The 16,602-nt window shown below is 44.8% G+C and carries 18 protein-coding genes; 4 read left to right on the forward strand and 14 right to left on the reverse strand.

From position 1 onward, the window contains the following. The first annotated feature begins 161 nt into the window (after positions 1 to 161). From GQF01_RS02705 to GQF01_RS02715, 3 genes are all read left to right on the forward strand, one after another. Positions 162 to 485, forward strand: a complete 324-nt coding sequence (locus GQF01_RS02705; protein ID WP_161405353.1) for an NIPSNAP family protein — start codon at positions 162 to 164, stop codon at positions 483 to 485. A 280-nt stretch (positions 486 to 765) separates the two neighbouring features. After that, positions 766 to 1,404 (forward strand): nitroreductase family protein, encoded by a 639-nt coding sequence (locus tag GQF01_RS02710; protein ID WP_161405354.1) that lies wholly within the window; start codon positions 766 to 768, stop codon positions 1,402 to 1,404. A gap of 131 nt (positions 1,405 to 1,535) precedes the next feature. Next, entirely contained in the window at positions 1,536 to 1,880 is a 345-nt protein-coding gene (locus GQF01_RS02715) for a cupin domain-containing protein (RefSeq protein WP_161405355.1), read from the forward strand. Between the two features lie 203 nt (positions 1,881 to 2,083). Here the strand turns inward: GQF01_RS02715 and GQF01_RS02720 are convergent, their stop codons facing one another. The 12 genes from GQF01_RS02720 to GQF01_RS02770 form a co-directional block, all read right to left on the reverse strand. Then, complete coding sequence (locus tag GQF01_RS02720) at positions 2,084 to 2,455, reverse strand: hypothetical protein (RefSeq protein ID WP_161405356.1); 372 nt, start codon at positions 2,453 to 2,455, stop codon at positions 2,084 to 2,086. A gap of 173 nt (positions 2,456 to 2,628) precedes the next feature. Next, positions 2,629 to 3,060: a hypothetical protein gene (locus tag GQF01_RS02725; protein WP_161405357.1), complete on the reverse strand. Its 432-nt coding sequence runs from the start codon at positions 3,058 to 3,060 to the stop codon at positions 2,629 to 2,631. Between the two features lie 129 nt (positions 3,061 to 3,189). Beyond that, a complete protein-coding gene (locus GQF01_RS02730; RefSeq protein WP_161405358.1) occupies positions 3,190 to 3,978 on the reverse strand; it encodes an alpha/beta hydrolase family protein in 789 nt (262 codons plus the stop codon). Between the two features lie 98 nt (positions 3,979 to 4,076). Beyond that, the gene (locus tag GQF01_RS02735; RefSeq protein WP_161405359.1) at positions 4,077 to 4,523 is read right to left on the reverse strand and encodes a GNAT family N-acetyltransferase; all 447 of its coding nucleotides are present in this window, start codon (positions 4,521 to 4,523) and stop codon (positions 4,077 to 4,079) included. A gap of 341 nt (positions 4,524 to 4,864) precedes the next feature. Continuing rightward, the gene (locus GQF01_RS02740) at positions 4,865 to 5,590 is read right to left on the reverse strand and encodes a LutC/YkgG family protein (RefSeq protein WP_161405360.1); all 726 of its coding nucleotides are present in this window, start codon (positions 5,588 to 5,590) and stop codon (positions 4,865 to 4,867) included. Continuing rightward, complete coding sequence (locus GQF01_RS02745) at positions 5,583 to 7,100, reverse strand: LutB/LldF family L-lactate oxidation iron-sulfur protein (RefSeq protein WP_161405361.1); 1,518 nt, start codon at positions 7,098 to 7,100, stop codon at positions 5,583 to 5,585. The genes GQF01_RS02740 and GQF01_RS02745 overlap by 8 nt, the downstream gene beginning before the upstream one ends. Continuing rightward, on the reverse strand, positions 7,097 to 7,825 hold the full coding sequence (locus tag GQF01_RS02750; RefSeq protein ID WP_161405362.1) for a (Fe-S)-binding protein: 729 nt from the start codon (positions 7,823 to 7,825) through the stop codon (positions 7,097 to 7,099). The genes GQF01_RS02745 and GQF01_RS02750 overlap by 4 nt, the downstream gene beginning before the upstream one ends. A gap of 97 nt (positions 7,826 to 7,922) precedes the next feature. Next, complete coding sequence (locus GQF01_RS02755) at positions 7,923 to 8,837, reverse strand: fumarylacetoacetate hydrolase family protein (protein ID WP_161405363.1); 915 nt, start codon at positions 8,835 to 8,837, stop codon at positions 7,923 to 7,925. 30 nt (positions 8,838 to 8,867) lie between these two features. Further along, the gene (locus GQF01_RS02760) at positions 8,868 to 9,641 is read right to left on the reverse strand and encodes an SDR family NAD(P)-dependent oxidoreductase (protein WP_161405364.1); all 774 of its coding nucleotides are present in this window, start codon (positions 9,639 to 9,641) and stop codon (positions 8,868 to 8,870) included. 15 nt (positions 9,642 to 9,656) lie between these two features. Further along, on the reverse strand, positions 9,657 to 9,761 hold the full coding sequence (locus tag GQF01_RS36190; protein WP_235958867.1) for an amidohydrolase: 105 nt from the start codon (positions 9,759 to 9,761) through the stop codon (positions 9,657 to 9,659). Further along, positions 9,754 to 10,719 (reverse strand): aldo/keto reductase, encoded by a 966-nt coding sequence (locus GQF01_RS02765; protein WP_161405365.1) that lies wholly within the window; start codon positions 10,717 to 10,719, stop codon positions 9,754 to 9,756. The genes GQF01_RS36190 and GQF01_RS02765 overlap by 8 nt, the downstream gene beginning before the upstream one ends. A 32-nt stretch (positions 10,720 to 10,751) precedes the next feature. Beyond that, entirely contained in the window at positions 10,752 to 13,451 is a 2,700-nt protein-coding gene (locus tag GQF01_RS02770) for a UxaA family hydrolase (RefSeq protein ID WP_161405366.1), read from the reverse strand. Between the two features lie 195 nt (positions 13,452 to 13,646). On the opposite strand from GQF01_RS02770, the gene GQF01_RS02775 reads away from it, so the two are divergent. Next, positions 13,647 to 14,537 (forward strand): AraC family transcriptional regulator, encoded by an 891-nt coding sequence (locus GQF01_RS02775; RefSeq protein ID WP_161405367.1) that lies wholly within the window; start codon positions 13,647 to 13,649, stop codon positions 14,535 to 14,537. A gap of 84 nt (positions 14,538 to 14,621) precedes the next feature. Here GQF01_RS02775 and GQF01_RS02780 read toward each other — a convergent pair whose 3' ends face one another. Together GQF01_RS02780 and GQF01_RS02785 are read right to left on the reverse strand one after the other, a co-directional pair. Continuing rightward, positions 14,622 to 15,683 (reverse strand): Gfo/Idh/MocA family protein, encoded by a 1,062-nt coding sequence (locus tag GQF01_RS02780; protein ID WP_161405368.1) that lies wholly within the window; start codon positions 15,681 to 15,683, stop codon positions 14,622 to 14,624. Then, complete coding sequence (locus GQF01_RS02785; protein ID WP_161405369.1) at positions 15,680 to 16,507, reverse strand: sugar phosphate isomerase/epimerase family protein; 828 nt, start codon at positions 16,505 to 16,507, stop codon at positions 15,680 to 15,682. Before GQF01_RS02785 ends, GQF01_RS02780 begins: the two co-directional genes overlap by 4 nt. Between the last annotated feature and the right edge of the window lie 95 nt (positions 16,508 to 16,602).

Below are 16,602 nucleotides of genomic sequence, written 5' to 3' on the forward strand. Positions count from 1 at the left end.
GTTACTTTCAAGGTCGGTTATGAAACCCTTCACAATTCAGTTTCAGTCGTGAATATACAAGAATGTTCGGTTTATCGCCTATTCGTTTGAATAGGTATGCAATGGTTTTGGTACTTGTAAATGGTATAAGTATCATTTTACCAAATAGAGGAGGTGAAGAAATGTTGTACGAGCTGCGAGTGTGCCACGTGAATCCTGGCAAGATGCAGGCATTACAAGATAGGTTCAAAGATCATGGTATTGAGTTCTTTATGAAGCATGGTATGAAAGTGATTCAATTTTGGGTAGATATTGATGAGGCTAGTAATCGTCTTTATTTCATTGTCGAGCATGCCAATTTGGAAATGCGCAACTTCAACTATGATCGTTTCCACAACGATCCTGAATGGATTGAAATAAAACGAATCACAGAACTTGACGGACCTCTAGCAAGCAAAATAGAGGGGTTTTTAATGAAAGATGTATCATTTTTCCAAAATAAGTAATTTAAAGTGCGCTTTCTATATGAATTGCGTAAATCGAAGCTGCCTACCAAGATCCACAGACAGACAGCTAGCGATTCCGCATTCAGCAATAATGAACAGTAACTAATTCGTCTAATCACTTTAAATTAATCAAAATAGCTGTTGTCACGATGCGGAATTCCTTGCATACATGCCATTGATAATTTCCATTTTTTACTTACTCTATCAAACTCTCAGATATGATGCAATTGGCTTTGAAAGCTTGCAAACACAAATAATCTTTCCTTGGAGGCAAACACATATGAGCACACAAGTCACACAAGTACAAACATCTGTATTAAATTTACTGGAAGAACGTCATTCTGTTCGCGATTACGAAGTTGGACACAAATTTCCGAAAGCTGATCTCGAGAAATTATTAACCACAGCAGCTACTGCACCATCGGCTTGGAACTTGCAACACTGGAAACTTCTCGTAATCGAAGACGAAGCACAAAAAGAAAAACTGCTTCCAATCGCTTATGGTCAACAGCAAATTACACAAAGCTCTGTCGTCATTGCAGTGCTTGGTGATCTCGAAGCGAACAAAAACGCTGAGATCGTACACGGCGCAGCAGTTGCGGCCGGTATGATGCCACAAGAATTAAAAGACGGCATGGCTGCGCAAATCGAAGCCGCCTACCAAGATCCGCAGACAGCTCGCGACTCCGCAGACAGCAATGCTGGCCTAATTTCCATGCAGCTGATGATCACTGCAAAAGCGATAGGCTATGATACATGCCCAATGGGTGGCTTCGATAAAACACAATTTGTTGAAACATTCAATGTTCCAGCACGTTATGCACCAGTGATGTTAATAACCGTTGGACTTGCAACTAAGCCTGGGCACCCATCCAACCGACTTGCTTTGGATCAATTTACAGTATCCAATTCGTTTTAATAGCAATAAATAAACCTCAAAGTAATAAGATTAGGCAATCATTTGAGATGATCGCTATAACCATCAATGCGTCATCTATTGCATAATGAGGAGGCTCTTCTAAATTTAGTATAAAGATAGGAGAATTAACTATGCAAAGACATCAAGATTTGGAACGCCATGGTATTCATCATAGTCATCAAGAGATGGAGTGGTTTGACGTACTCCCGGGAGAACAAGTCGCTTATCGCGTTCACGGTAAAGATGTGAACAACGAATACTCTTTGTTCGATCTTCGCATGGCTGCAAAGCAAGGAAATGGACCGATCGCAATACACCATAAAGCGGATGAAATATTCCGTATTATCGAAGGCGAAGCTCGCTTTCATATTGGTGGGAAGAAATTCAATGCAGGCGCAGGTGATGTCATTGTCGTTCCAAGAGGCACGCCCCACGCATTTGCATATGTCGATAATGTTTACTCCTCCGGGAGATGAGCTTATATTTAAGGAAGTTCATGGGAGGTCCATGGACGAAATTATCGAACTGGCGAAAACATATGAAGTAAGCGTCGTAGGACCACCTATTGTTTATAACATGTAAAATACTTTAAATTGCAAAGAAATCCAGCGTCTGTGTCAAGACGTTGGATTTCTTGTTTTGCATTTATTAAATGATTAAGGTATCGTCTCCCGTTAGTTCAATCCTCAATCTCCTTATAGTAAGATAATGGAAATATCCATGGAACACCGAAATCATCCTCATATTCATCATATAGACCCATAACCACACTGGGTTCTAATAATTTATGATTATTTTCTTTTGTTAGTTTTATTTCAAGGGTTGGTCCTAATCCCTCCTCACCTAACTCAATTTGTAGTCCGTGTTCTTGTAAAACTCCTTTCATATTAATAGATAATGCCGTTCTCCCTAATAGATCTCGATTAACAGGTTTACTTCCTAAAATAGGATAAAAGTCAACTCTAACCTCGATATCATCTATCTTTTTTATTATTAATATATGTCCGACAAAGTCCATCCAACTTCCGATATAATTATCAATCACATCCATAAATCAACCCTGTTCCTATATATTAATATTTGAAATATTCGTTTAGATGATGAGACTCTCCTGCCAGTTACTTTAACGAGGCTGCCGATTCATGCCGCCAGCCTCGTCTTGATTTCTTATTGAACAAACGTTCTTCGTCCCTCAGTTCAACGCTGCTGAGGCTTCGCGAAACATTACCGTATCAAATGTTCTGAAATCCCCCAGAAATATTTGAATAGGAACATTAATATTATTATTTCGTTTATTGTCACTAGGATAACAATAATCAGTTGTTGTTGAGTATTAAAATATGTTCTCCATATTGTTGTTTGATTAGCTGCATCAATAGCATCTTTATATGCTGAATATCTCGGAGCAAATACAAATCCAACTATTAATATTAATAAAGGTATGAATGCAAATGGCAACAAAATAATGGTAAGTAAGCCTAACGCAAATAGAAAGCCTGATATCATTCCTACTAATTTGAATAGTATAGGAAAGAGTACAGTGAGAAGTATTTGAAGGCACGTAAGCTTAAGCCATTTCAAAATTTGACCATTATATAATTGACCAATTCCCGGTAAAATTAAGGAAAATATTGCAGGGGAATTCACATTTCTCATTATATTCTCCAGTGTTTTAAATTGTATTTCTAAGTCATCTTTTTAAATAAACCTTAATTGGACGATATGTGGCGAACTAACGTGTCCCTGCTAAAGTTTCTTGTTACTTCAACAGACAAAAGCAGCCGATCAATGCTGGCTGCCGTCATGTCGTGATTGAACTAACGTTCTTCCGTCCCTCAGTTGAGACAGCAAGGTCTTATCAAGGAACTCCTTCATCTTTTGCAGCATTCCTAATGTAATCTGATGATTAACTCTCGGGTACTCAATTAATTGGATATGATCTGCTGGTTTACCCTCTGTTGTTATTGCATTTATAAAGTATAATTGACTATCTATAGGAATTGAAGTGTCATCCTGGCAATGAAGCAGCAATAATGGCTTTTCTTGATTCATTCGAATATAGGAAAGTGGATCATTTTGTTGTAAAAGAGATTTGGCACTAGCCTCCATCGGATTCAATCCATTTTTTTCGCGATATAGTTCTTCAAATTGAACCCAAGCACAGGAACCATTTATAACAATTGCGGATTTAATCTGTTGATCTTTAGCGTATGTTCCAGCGCTAATAAATCCGCCTGTTGAGTGGCCAATCACTGCTATTGGACCATCACCATATTGTATGGCCTCCGCAACTATTGTCTCTGCTTCATGTACTCCTTGAAAAACAACAGGCCAGAAATTAGATTGTAACGTTTCTTTATCAAAATAATCAAGGCTTCCGCGCTCTCCATGGGAAGGTAGTTCAGGTATAATTACTCGATATCCCCAACTTGATATTAACGATGCAAAAAACTTGTAACTTTCTATCGTTGATCCCCATCCGTGGTACAGAATAATTTGTCCGAGCTGTTCAGATGAAGGATCTAGTATAATACATGGTACTCCACAAATATCTCGATATTCAATTTGTTCCATGAGGAGATCTCTCCTTCTTCGCTTGCTCTTTATAAGTGAGTAATTGAGCTTTTTCTTCAATAGATAAACAATGTATATAAGCAATACGCCGACATTATTTAATGAAGTTGAAGTAAACGTATTATTTCACCATCAATTATCTCTTCGCTTGCCTTTTTAAACCCCAAGGATTCATACATCTCTCCAGCAATTATGTTACTAGGTCTGTGACCGATCATAATTCTTTTGGCGTCCATTGACTCAAACAGTTCAATTAGTTGTTTCATTGCAGCCTTTCCGTAGCCCTTACCCTGGTGATTTTCATCAATCATTATTGCAGGTATCCAGTGGTTTCCATCCGAGTCTGGCTTCTTACAAAAAACAAGAAATCCGATTAAATTATCATCACAATAAATTACACGCAGCTCAAAATCATCAACATATTTCGATTCTGCAATCCAATAAACAATAGGTGCAGGAAAAACATTTAGTTGTTCTTTCTTAACTTTTAATTTGGTACAATCATACCAGTTTTCAATGGACACCTGCTTTAGTTCAATACCCATAAAGAATTCCTCCCAAAATTGACTTCTTAGTGGATTTTATCTCTTTATCACAATAATTGGACATCGTTCATTGTAACCACCACTTCACTTCTTTCAATTGGGAAATCACCCATTCATTTTACCACTAAGTTTTTCGTTTTAATTGGTACAAAACATCTATAAAAATTAAGTCTTGAGATCTGACTCTAAAGTTAATCATCCTTCACGCTCTACTACCGTTAGCTTAATCCCAAGGCCATAACAAAAAAAAGAAACCGGAACCCCAAAGGAGTCCCAGCCCTCATCCTACCAAACCTCATTCAAAAGCCCATCCCGAGTATCTCGTTCTCGATACAGTTTATTTACCCCACAATCAATGCGTACACAATACCGGGTCCGTGAACCCCAATGGTCAGATCATTCTCGATATCAGCCGAACGACTTGGTCCAGAGATGAAATGAATACCCGCAGGCAGATCCTCTCTTCCCGTACGATCGAAATGAACTAATGTTTCGCCTAAACGTGTTTTCAGTCTTTCTACCGGAATAATAGCCATCAATACGGTCGGGAGTAAACTAACAGATCTGCCTTTGTCCCGAGATGATAGCACCGTCATGGAGCCCGTATACGCTGTAGCGTAATCCGCCATCACAATCCCAAAATCCGCTTCAGCGGCGCGGGCTTTCCAGTGATTCTCCGGGGCACGGTTCCAAACCGATACACTAGTGTCTTTTAGCACTCCTTCCAAATCAAGAGCATCAAGCTCCGATTGGTTTTGCCGGATAATATATTTAGCGCTCATTTCCTGTGCTTTATTCACTATGAATTGTTTTACATCTTCCATGGAAGATAAACGAGCCACATATCCGCCAGCAGTTTGGAAATTTTCCGTAAATCTCTCAATTCTCTCTTCAAGAGGCCACTCGAATGTTTGCCAGAAATCAGGCGCTCCTCGGTAAGGCTGAGCCGGTTTCTCAATCACCCGTGCTCTTCCAAGCTTGCTAGCGATGCCATTCATAAATGCTTCCTGTTTCGCGCGTGACTCCGCTTCAAGCTGCTCTAACCATTCCTGATGCGTATCAGCCATGTTCATGCCCTCCTCCGGTTTTCCTTTCCTTGACAATGGCTTCCATTCGTTGGCGCACTTCAGGATCCAGCTCCTTCAGCCCTTGACGCAGTTCCGCCTCCAATGTCCCCCACCCCTCACGGAACGATTTGTCAGGCAAACTAGGCGTTACCCGATACGAATTCCAGCCTTTGAGCGGACCCAGCTTCGTACGGATCTCTCCGCTGCGGACGACAAGTTTTTGGCCGATCTTACCGAGCTTCAGCACACCTTGGAAACGGCCCGAATTGGCCATAACCGCCGAGAAACCTTTCATGCCAACCGCTTCAAGCTTGTTGCCATGACCGCTCTCCACCTTACGGCGCCGCAAAGAAACAAGCATATCGTGCAGAGGGATTTTGACGGGGCACGCTTCGTAGCAAGCCCCGCATAAGCTGGAGGCATTCGCAATATCGTCCCACTCGGCCACGTTTTTCTTTAACGCAGGAGTCAATACGGCGCCGATCGGGCCGCTGTACGTGCCCCCGTATGCATGTCCACCGATATGACGGTACACCGGACAAGCGTTCAAGCAAGCGCCGCAGCGGATACAATTCAGCAATTCTTGAAATTCAGGATCTCCCAGCTGCAAAGAACGTCCGTTATCGACGATGATTATGTGCATTTCCTCAGGACCATCAGCATCATGTTCTCTTCGCGGACCCGTAATCCCTGACATGTACACCGTCAGCTTCTGACCTGTCGCCGAACGCGGCAGAAGCGTTGCCATAACTTCCAAATCGGTCCAGGAAGGTATAATACGCTCCATACCCATTAGCGTAATTTGCGTCTTAGGAACCGTAGTTACCATCCGGGCGTTACCTTCGTTCTCGAACAGCACCATGGATCCGGTTTCGGCAATCGCGAAGTTGCACCCTGTCATCCCGATATCGGTTTCAAGAAACTTCTCCCTCAGCTTCTTACGAACAAAACCTGCTAGAATCGAAGTATCCGGCGGCAGCGTCTCCCCAGCTTCTTTGGAGAGCAAATCCGCAATTTGATATCTGTTCTTATGAATAGCCGGAATGATAATATGAGAAGGCGTTTCTCCTGCGAGTTGAATAATGTACTCACCTAAATCCGACTCGATGGCTTCTATCCCTATAGATTCAAGCGCGTGATTTAGATGAAGCTCTTCGGTTACCATTGACTTTGATTTTACAACCGACTTTGCAGATTTACGTTCCGCAATCGCCAGAGCAATTTTCACCGCATCAGCCGATGTATCAGCGAAATGGACATGAACACCATTAGCACGAGCGTTATCCGCAAACAAATTCAAATAATAATCCAGATGAGCAATCGTATGCAGCCGGATTTGTCGGCCTCTTTCTCTCCAACTATCCCAATTGCCTTGTTCTTCAGCAGCTTTCTTCTTACCTCCACGCAGTCGCTCCGTCGTGAAGCGCACGGCATTGCGCAAAAACTCATCGTTAAGCGCCAGATCCGCACGTTCTTTAACGCTTGAAGCAGCAGAATTAGTCCTACTCACGCCCGATTCACTCCTTCATACAGCAGCTCTGCCAAGTGCATCACCTTGACGGGTTCGTTTCGAAAGCGCAGGTTGCCAGCGATATTCATTAAGCAGGCCATATCGAGACCGACGAGAACTTCCGCTTCCGTTTCTTTCACATGATTCACTTTCTCTGAGACCATAGCTCCTGAAATGTCTGCCATTTTTACAGCAAAAGTCCCACCGAACCCGCAGCAATCTTCTGCAAAAGGAAGCGGAACAAATTGTAAACCTTGCACGTTTTCCAGTAATTCCAACGGCTCATCTTTGACACCAAGAAGCCTGCTTCCATGGCAGGATGGATGATAGGTGACTTTATGAGGAAACACCGCCCCTAGATCAGTGACCCCTAGTACCTGCACAAGGAACTGAGTAAACTCGTAAGTTTTTCTCTGAAGCTCTACCGCTTTCTCCAAGTTAATAGGATCATCTAGAAAGAGATTCGAATAGTGATGAATCATGTAGGTGCATGAACCCGAAGGAGAAATAACAAAATCGCTATCTTCAAATGCTTTGAGAATGGTTTTGGCTGTTATCCGCGCTTCATCCCAATATCCGCTGTTATATGCGGGTTGACCGCAGCAGGTTTGAACGTTTGGAAATTCCAACTGAATCCCATATTTGGCTAAAAGCCGCACCATCGCTTCTCCTACTCGGGGATAGATCGCATCGCTAAGACAAGTAATAAATAATGATACTTTCACGGTGCACCTCTCATCTATATGAATGATATACTTATCAAATTGTCAGATATGCAAAGCAAAAGAACCTCAACGATCGAGGTTCTTACTATTTATTCTACTATTTCTCAGCAACCATCGTATTTGTTAACGAACCTAATTTTTCAATCTCTATGGTTACAACGTCTCCCGGTTTTAAATAGATCTGCTTCTCCTTCGGATAGCCTAACACAACTCCCGCAGGCGTTCCTGTTAGGATAATATCACCTGGAACTAAGGTCATGTGTTGCGAGATGTAGCTGACAATCTCGTCGCAATGAAAAATCATATCGGATGTATGGGAATGCTGTCTAACCTCGCCGTTGACGATACAGCGAATGTCCAGATTGTTCGGATCTCCTACTTCATCTGCGGTAACGAGGAATGGACCTAACGGACTGAAGCTATCGCACGACTTACCAAGCAGCCATTGCTGCGTCCTCATTTGCAAATCTCGCGCGGACAAGTCATTCACATTGCAATAGCCGAATACGTGATCTAACGCATGCCCCTTCTCCACATATTTAGCTTTTTTACCAATCACAATCACAAGCTCTGCTTCGTAATCAACCTGCGACGACACTCTCTCCGGCAGTGGAACTTCAGCGCCATGTCCAGTTAGCGTGTTCGAAAATTTATTAAAAAGAATCGGATACTCCGGAATCGGCGCATTGGTTTCTTCAGCATGCTTGCGATAGTTGAGCCCTACACAAATAATTTTGTTTGGGTTCGTCACACAGGGTCCATATTGAATATGAGTTTCATCCAGCCAATAAGCTTCTCCCTCTGAGCCTGTTTCAAGCACGATGTTCACAAGACGCTGGAGTTGTGCAACCGCCGCTGTTCCGCCTTCTATGACAGCATGTAGCGTGGTCGACAAGCTAATCGTTTGGTCCAAATTCATTCCATTGATTGCTGCAGCGACATCCAAAATGCCCTTCTCCGTTTTAATACCAAGCTTAAATTGGCCGTTGTCGTTAAATGTCAGTAGTTTCATTTGTACATATTCTCCTCCATCTAGCTATTGTTAGGCGTTCTTGCCGAAAACAACACCACCGTCAATGTAGAGCGGAGAACCCATCATAAACTTGGAATCATCAGATGCCAAGAACAAGGCCGCATTCGCAACATCCTCTGACTTGCCCAGTTCACCGCTGAGCTGGCGCTGTTTTAAGGATTCGATGGCAGCTGTAGGATCGTCATAGGAAGTCTTCAAATAGTTCTCTACAAACGGTGTAAAGATCGTACCCGGCAGAAGGGCATTCACCCGGATGTTGTAGGGAGCATAATCAACCTGCATCGATTTGGTTAAGGCGAGTACGGCTCCCTTCGTTGCAGCATAAGAAACTCTGCGCGCGAGTCCAATTTCCGCTACGCACGACGACATGTTGATTATCGAACCTGTTTTACGCTCCATCATATAGGGCAATACATATTTCGAAGGCAGGAACACGCCTTTTACGTTAATGCTCATAATCCGGTCCCAAGCTTCCGGCTCAATTTCATGCACGGCTCCGACACCACTGATTCCGGCATTGTTAAACAGAACGTCGATGCGACCAAATTCAGCAATAGCCGCTTCTACCATCGTCTTGACGTGCTCAGGATTTGTTACATCCGCGTGGAGAAATAGCGCTTCGCCACCCTTGTTCCTAATTTCGCTCACGGTTTCTCTGCCCTTGATTTCATCCAAGTCGTTCACGATAACTGTCGCGCCTTCTTGTGCAAAAAGCAATGCCGTGCTTTTCCCGATGCCTGATCCAGCTCCGGTGATCAAAGCTACCTTATCTTGTAATCGCATATTTCCACTCCTCTATTATCCAGCTTGAATGCCATAAAACTTCGCCGCTGTTCCGCCTAATATGGCAGCTCTTTCATCTTCCGAATAATCGGCAATTATCTTGCTCGGTACTCTAAGCAAAACGATTCTCTTCGGGATCTTCCATATCAAAGCCAAAGGCATCAAGCGCCGGCCATAGCTCAGAGGCAATCGGGTAATTCGCGAGTTCCAGCGTTTGGGCTATCCGTTCCGGTTTACTCATGCCAACGACCGTACTAGCGATTCGCGGGTCGCGAAGCGAAAATTGAAGTGCGGCGGCGGCAAGCGGAACATCGTATTCCAAGCAAACCTTGGCGAACATACGCGCTCTCTCCAATAATTGTGGCGGAGCTTCGCTATAGGCATAACGTGCGTATGCTTCCGGACCTTTAGCGAGTATGCCGCTGCCATAAGGAGCTGCGTTAATAACCGCAACGCCCATACGGCTCGCGACATCAAGCAAAGGTTCGGCCGCCCGATTGAGCAGCGTATAGCGATTGTGGGTTTCAACGCTGCTAAACGCTCCCGTTTCGACATACCGAATGAGCATATCAATCGGTCCGCCGGATATGCCGATGTGATCGATGACCCCTTGCTCTTGAAACTTTCGCAGTACTTCTAACGGTCCGCCGGATCCCATCACATTTTCGAAAGTGGTATGTTCAGGATCGTGGATGTAAACGTATTGCAGACGATCAAGTCCTAATCGTTCGAGACTTCCTTCGATGGAACGTTTAATCTGTTCGCCGCTAAAGTCGCCGGTCTTAAGGTCGCGGTCGGCTTTAGTAGCCAACACGTAACCTGCGGGAAGACCACCATACGCATGAATGGCCTTACCGATTCGCCGTTCGCTCTCGCCTTCGCCGTAAGCTGCAGCCGTATCCAGAAAGTTGATTGGGCTTTCGAAGGCGGTGCGCAGCGTCACCAATGCTTGTTCCTCCGACGTGCTGTATTGAAAGGTTTCCGGCATATCCCCCAGCGGAGCGGCTCCAAAACATAGCGGTGATATGAGTAGGCCCGTACTGCCAAGCGGTCTTTTGGATAATAATGCGTTCGTCATGGCGTGTTCCTCGCTTCCTGATATTGTCTGTATTATAACGACACACCCAAAAAGCCCCGTGTCATTTGAAAATCGATATTACCTTGCTGATAGAGACGCGGTACATACGTATGTTCCAGAATTTCTTTGCTGCGTTCAAGAATTTGATTCATCCAGAGGCTCGGGTTGCCCTCGAGTACCAAATCGACATCTTGCTTATGGTTATGCAGATCAGCCTGTTCCGACGTCACTTGCAGCATCGGGACGAAAGGATGCGCCTGCATCGGACGATCACCGATCAGCGCGATGATTAACTCCACACCTGTGGCAGCGAGTCCTGTGATCGTCTCTACGCCATGCGTTGTTGGTGTCTCCATCACGTGAAAGCCGTTTCGGCGGACGTGTTCCCCATAGGCAATGGACGGCCGAACTTGGGACGAGCCAAATAAAGGCTGACTGAACCCATCCTCGGCAAGCAATCCGCTGTTCGCGGGAACAACGACCAAGCCTCCGGCCCCGACAATCATCTTGGTTAGCAGCCCCAGCTGTTCGCCAGCATCTTTGTGAATGGCACCCACGCTTACGATTCCGATGCGCAGCCCTTCCAAACCGACCGTCACCTTCTCTGCAGGTTCGGCGGCAGCCAATCGATCCGCGAACCAGGCCTCAACCTTCTCGCTCACCTTGGCAATTCCCCCATCGAGCTGGATGCTGGCATAACCAAGACGGCTCACATCGACACCCATCACGTCCATCTGATGGCGCATGTAGTCGTTATGTGTTTTCTCGCAGCCATGTTCCAGCAGCAAACAATGCTCCACCATCGGATGCGTAATATAGCCGATCATCGTGCGGGAAAACAGGGATTCAGCTGGTCCCCCCGAGGTGCCGCAGCCTTCTGTGTGCGCCAAGGTGACAAAGCGCGAGAGTTCGGGCTTCCCTGCTCCTTGTTCGTTCAAACTCCGTGTGATCATACCCGCTACTTGACCGGCACAAAGACTGGTCGGCACGATTAAGCCGATATTATCACTGGACTGCCGATTGCGATGCCGAGTAAAGGAAAATTGGATCGAGTGAGCCATCGTTACAGCATCTTCAATTGCTATCGGAGCTCCTGTCGGCACAGGAGTGTGAAGCAGCGTCTCCAGCTGACTCGCATCGTTCTGCTGCCAGTTGCGCCAAATTTGCACTTGGGCATGGCCCGCCTTCTCGCCGACGCTTTGCTGACCAGAGGCAATTTGGAGCGACAACTCGAATACCTCTTGACCCAGCTCATCCATTGACTTGCCTTCCAGATACTGCCCCGCGTTCACATCCATATCGTTCGACAGCAATTGGAAGCGGCGAGTTGTCGTGACCACCTTGACCGTAGGTACATACGGAAAGTTAGTGATTGAACCATTTCCTGTTGTAAAAAAGATCATGTTGCAGCCTGCGGCTATTTGTCCGGCGATGCTCTCCAGGTCATTGCCAGGGCTATCCATGAAATAGTAGCCGCCATCCTTCATGAGCTCTCCGTACTCCGTTGCATAGTCGATCCGCGTTGTCGGGTCTTTCTTCATCGCAGCGCCTATAGATTTGAGATAGATATTGTACAAGCCGCGATACATGTTGCCGCCTGACGGGTTACCTTCTGCACTGGTGCCATGCCAGGACGTACGCTCCTTAAATCGGTTCACAAGTTCCAGAAATTTGCGGGCGGTTTCCAAGTTGCGTACTTTCGACAAGATATAGGGCTCTGCACCAATCAATTCGTCCGTTTCGGCTAGACTAGCCGCACCGCCGTAGCGCACCAACTGTTCCGATACCCAGCCGAGCAGCGGATTCGCGGATACTCCAGAAAATGCGTCCGAACCGCCGCACTGCAAGCCGATTCGCAAGTGGCTGATGGATTCAGGCGTCCGCTGCATCGAGCTAACCGCCTCTAGCCAATCCCGTACGATCGCTTCACCTTTAACCAGCTCCTCTTCGAAGCTGCCCGTGAGCGACACGAACTTATGCAGCACTTCATCGATTGGATAGCTATGCTCGCGTGCATAAGCCTCCACCATCTTGTTCGTGACCGATTCATTACCATAATCGACAACCAACACGGCTCCGACGTTCGGGTTGACCATGAAACCTGCGAGCGTCCGCAGCAGCAAGTCCACATTATTCGGTTTCTCTGTGCCGCCCTCCGTGTGTGCGACGGGAACGATCCCGTCTATATTCGAATCTTTCTGCCATCCGCCTTGCAGACGCGTGGCAAGCTCAGTCACGTAGCTCCCCGTATGCGAGGTGGTGCCAAGCAGTACGATGTAGTTCCGGGTGCCCACTCCGCGATCTTCATGGCGGCGATATCCCATGAACGTACGCGTATCATTAAAAACAGGCGATGCCTGAGCCGGCTGGAAGCTCTCCTCATCAAAGATATAAGGAGAAATTTGATCAGCGAAATTGGGTTCCGCCGGCACCGCGAATGTCAATTGGCGCACACTGAGCGCTTCCCGTACGGTTTCGTTGATCACATAGTGACCGGGATGAATCGGCTGAATCGCAACCCCGAAAGGCAAATGCCACGAAAGCAGATCTTCACCAGGAGCAATCGCTTTCACCGCGAATCGATGGCCTTCCATAACCGTGTAATCCAAGACGAGCAATTGGCCTTCATACTGAATGACCGTACCGGAGTTCAATTGGTGAATCGCAACGGCGCAGTTATCCCCGGGCAAGGGAAGTCTCGCTACTTCTTCAAATTGATAAACGACGTCCATCGATGACTGGCTCCTTTAATGAGATTTTCCGAACTTATAGTTAAATTGAGTTTCTTCAAGGTTAGTGCTGCTCACTAATATTGTATCAAGAATATGGTATTTGTTAATTCTTTACCTTTGCAAAAACATACTCTATTTTGATATTCTATACATAAGAAAAATAACGAAGTGAGATGATCTGGGGAGGTTCGGAATATGCAAAAACCGCTTATAAAGAACTTTATTAACGACCACCTCTTACCACTCAACCTTGTATTTAAGGACAAAAAGACACCAAATCGCGAACTACCAGAGCATCTTCATGATCGCTTTGAATTGGTTTATATTTACAGTGGAAAAGGTACGTTTTTCTTAAACCAAATGCTCTATGAGATGAATGAAGGAGACCTCTTCATCATTCCTGGAAATACCATTCATCAGGCATTGCCAGATTCTGAATTTCCAATTACTGCTACTGCCATCTATTTTGATCCGCAACTGATCGGACACTATTCAGCCGGTGATTCATTTACGAATAGGCAAGTTTTTGAGCGAGCCCGAAAATATAAGAGCTATAAACTTGTTATCCCAGCAGCCATGCGCCTTCATCTTGAAGAAAAACTCAAACAAATGCATGAAGAATTGGAGCAACACGAAGCTGGTTTTAGATACGCAGTTCAACTACATTTAAATAGCCTTCTCATCACTATTAATCGTTTGATATTAAAAGAATCCCATCATCAACTGGCCGCGTCCGATATCGGCCCCCCCTGGTTACTAAACATACTTCAACACTTAGATCAGGTTCACACTGAACAAATTGCTGGACTTTCGTATTTGGCTAAACACACTTCCGTCTCAGCCGCTCATTTATCTAGGGTGTTTAAGCAACTAACCGGGATGAATATCACCGACTATGTGAATGCCAAGCGAATTTCAACTGCAAAGGAGCTGCTCTTAACTACCGACTTAGGTATTGATACGATCGCCCACAATTGCGGTTATGAGAGCTTACCTTATTTCCATAAGTTATTTAAGAAGTTTACTGGGGTTACCCCAGGCGTATATCGAAGAAAAGTAATGAATGAAATAATTATTGAAATATGACTCACCGAAGCTAATTGCGAAAAGCCTGCTTATAAGAACAGCAGGCTTTTCGCATCCAGAGGTAATTCTGAACATATTTACTAATTACAACGAATTTTGCCGGTGGCATTCTTCCATAACGGCAATTTGCTGGCGCACTTGTTGCGGTGTAACTTCGAGCGCCTTCCCATTTACGATCGTATTATAAATCATATGATAAAAACTTTGGGCCATATAATGGAAGATATCTTTTCCTTGTTCAGTTGGGACGTCCCAGCTCTCTTCATACCACTTCAGTTGTTCACGGCAATAAGCCGGTTCATTTTTTTCGTTTACCAAAGGTGTTGTCACTAATTTCAGTTCTCCCGCTTCCTCCTGTTTGAAATATTTCCAATCCAGATGTTTTGTGCTCCCATTGATTCCTCCTCTAGTCCCTTGAACATTATATGTAAAACTCGGATACGCGCAGCAGGAGGAAATTTCTACATCAATGACAGGACGCCCGTGGCCATGCAGGATGACCTTTACGTAGTCCTCGGCATCTCCAGCTGTGTTTGCGCGATCCATTATCGAAGTGATATGCGGCATTTCCTCGCTTCCAAAAAATTGGAGGGCTTGATCTATGGGATGTGGTCCCGTATTTAAGAGATTTCCTCCATCATTCGCTCGTAGTGTCTGCCAATCCCATCTTCTTGCAAAATTGTTGTAGGCAATACTGACCTGAACCACTCTTCCGATCACGCCAGATTTGATAATTTCTTGCACTTGGCGATAAGCGGGTGCGTACCTGGACTGCTGATAGATAGCAAGTAATTTACCTGTTTTCTTCGCTGTGTCAATTAAAATATCAACCTCATCTGCCGTTCGGGCAAGTGGTTTCTCAGACAGTACATGAAATCCATTCTCCATAATCTCTTTTGAAATTGCAAAATGATAATGGCTAGGCGACGCATTTATGATTAAATCTAGATCATTTCTCTTAAACAGATCTTGGTAATCACGGTACACATCACAATTCAGCTCTTTTTTGGCTCTTTCCAGCCGCTCTTCCAACATGTCAGCTACGGCAACAATTTCATATTGCTCCTTCATTTGACTTAAGGAGTTGGCATGTATATCACGACCGCTGCGCCCTTGTCCTATTATGGCAACTCTAATCTTCTTCATATCGTTACCTCCGATATGAATTTGCGCATGTACTGTACATACTGGGGAAATGCAATTTCCGGGTTTTCCAGTTCAGGATGCCATTTTTTCTCCCATTCTAACGTGAAATAGCCTTGATAACCTTCACGAATTAATAACATGTAGATTTCTTTCAGCGGTATATCTCCTTCTCCGGTTAAACAGTATTGGAAGTCTTTCCCTCCGTCTTCTCCGGTACGTGAATCTTTCACATGTGTGTACTCGATCCATTGCCCAAGTGTCTTCCAGGTTTCCTCAGGTTGCTCTCCTACCATGCGGTAAGGATGGTGCACATCCCACAGTACCCCGACAGCTTCTGTATCCACCTTCTCCAACACCTTTTTCATATTAACGCATGAAATCCAATCATCATGTGTTTCAATTAGAAGCTTCACACCGTGTGCCTTTGCGATTTTTGCCATTTCACTTACATGCTGAGCGACCTTCTCAACAGCCATCTCCCGGCTAGCATCTTCGCTAATTTTACCCCCAAACACACGAATGTAGCGTGTTCCGAAAATACGGCAAAGCTTTGAGAATTCGGTAATCTCCTGCATATTCTTCTCCAAGTTTTCAGATGAGAATAAATGGACGGAGCTGGAAAAGCAAGATACATGCAGACCGGCATCAGTGATTTTACGAAGTGTTTGTTCAACCTGCTCGGAAAACTCCGGAAGCTTGTAAATATTCATTTCACCGGTCAAACCTCTAAAATCAATTGCATCAAATCCATATTCGGTCGCGTTGGAAATAATTTTGTCTAAGGGCCACTCGGGACATCCTAACGTGGTAAAAGATAATTTCATACAGGTTCACTCCCATTTGTTAAAATATTTTAGAATGATTTACCCCTCGTATGCTGGGATACGTTATCCTTCTTGCTTCTAAGGAGCATGTTGTC

This window comes from Paenibacillus silvestris (assembly GCF_009882985.1).
GTDB lineage: Bacteria > Bacillota > Bacilli > Paenibacillales > NBRC-103111 > Paenibacillus_E > Paenibacillus_E silvestris.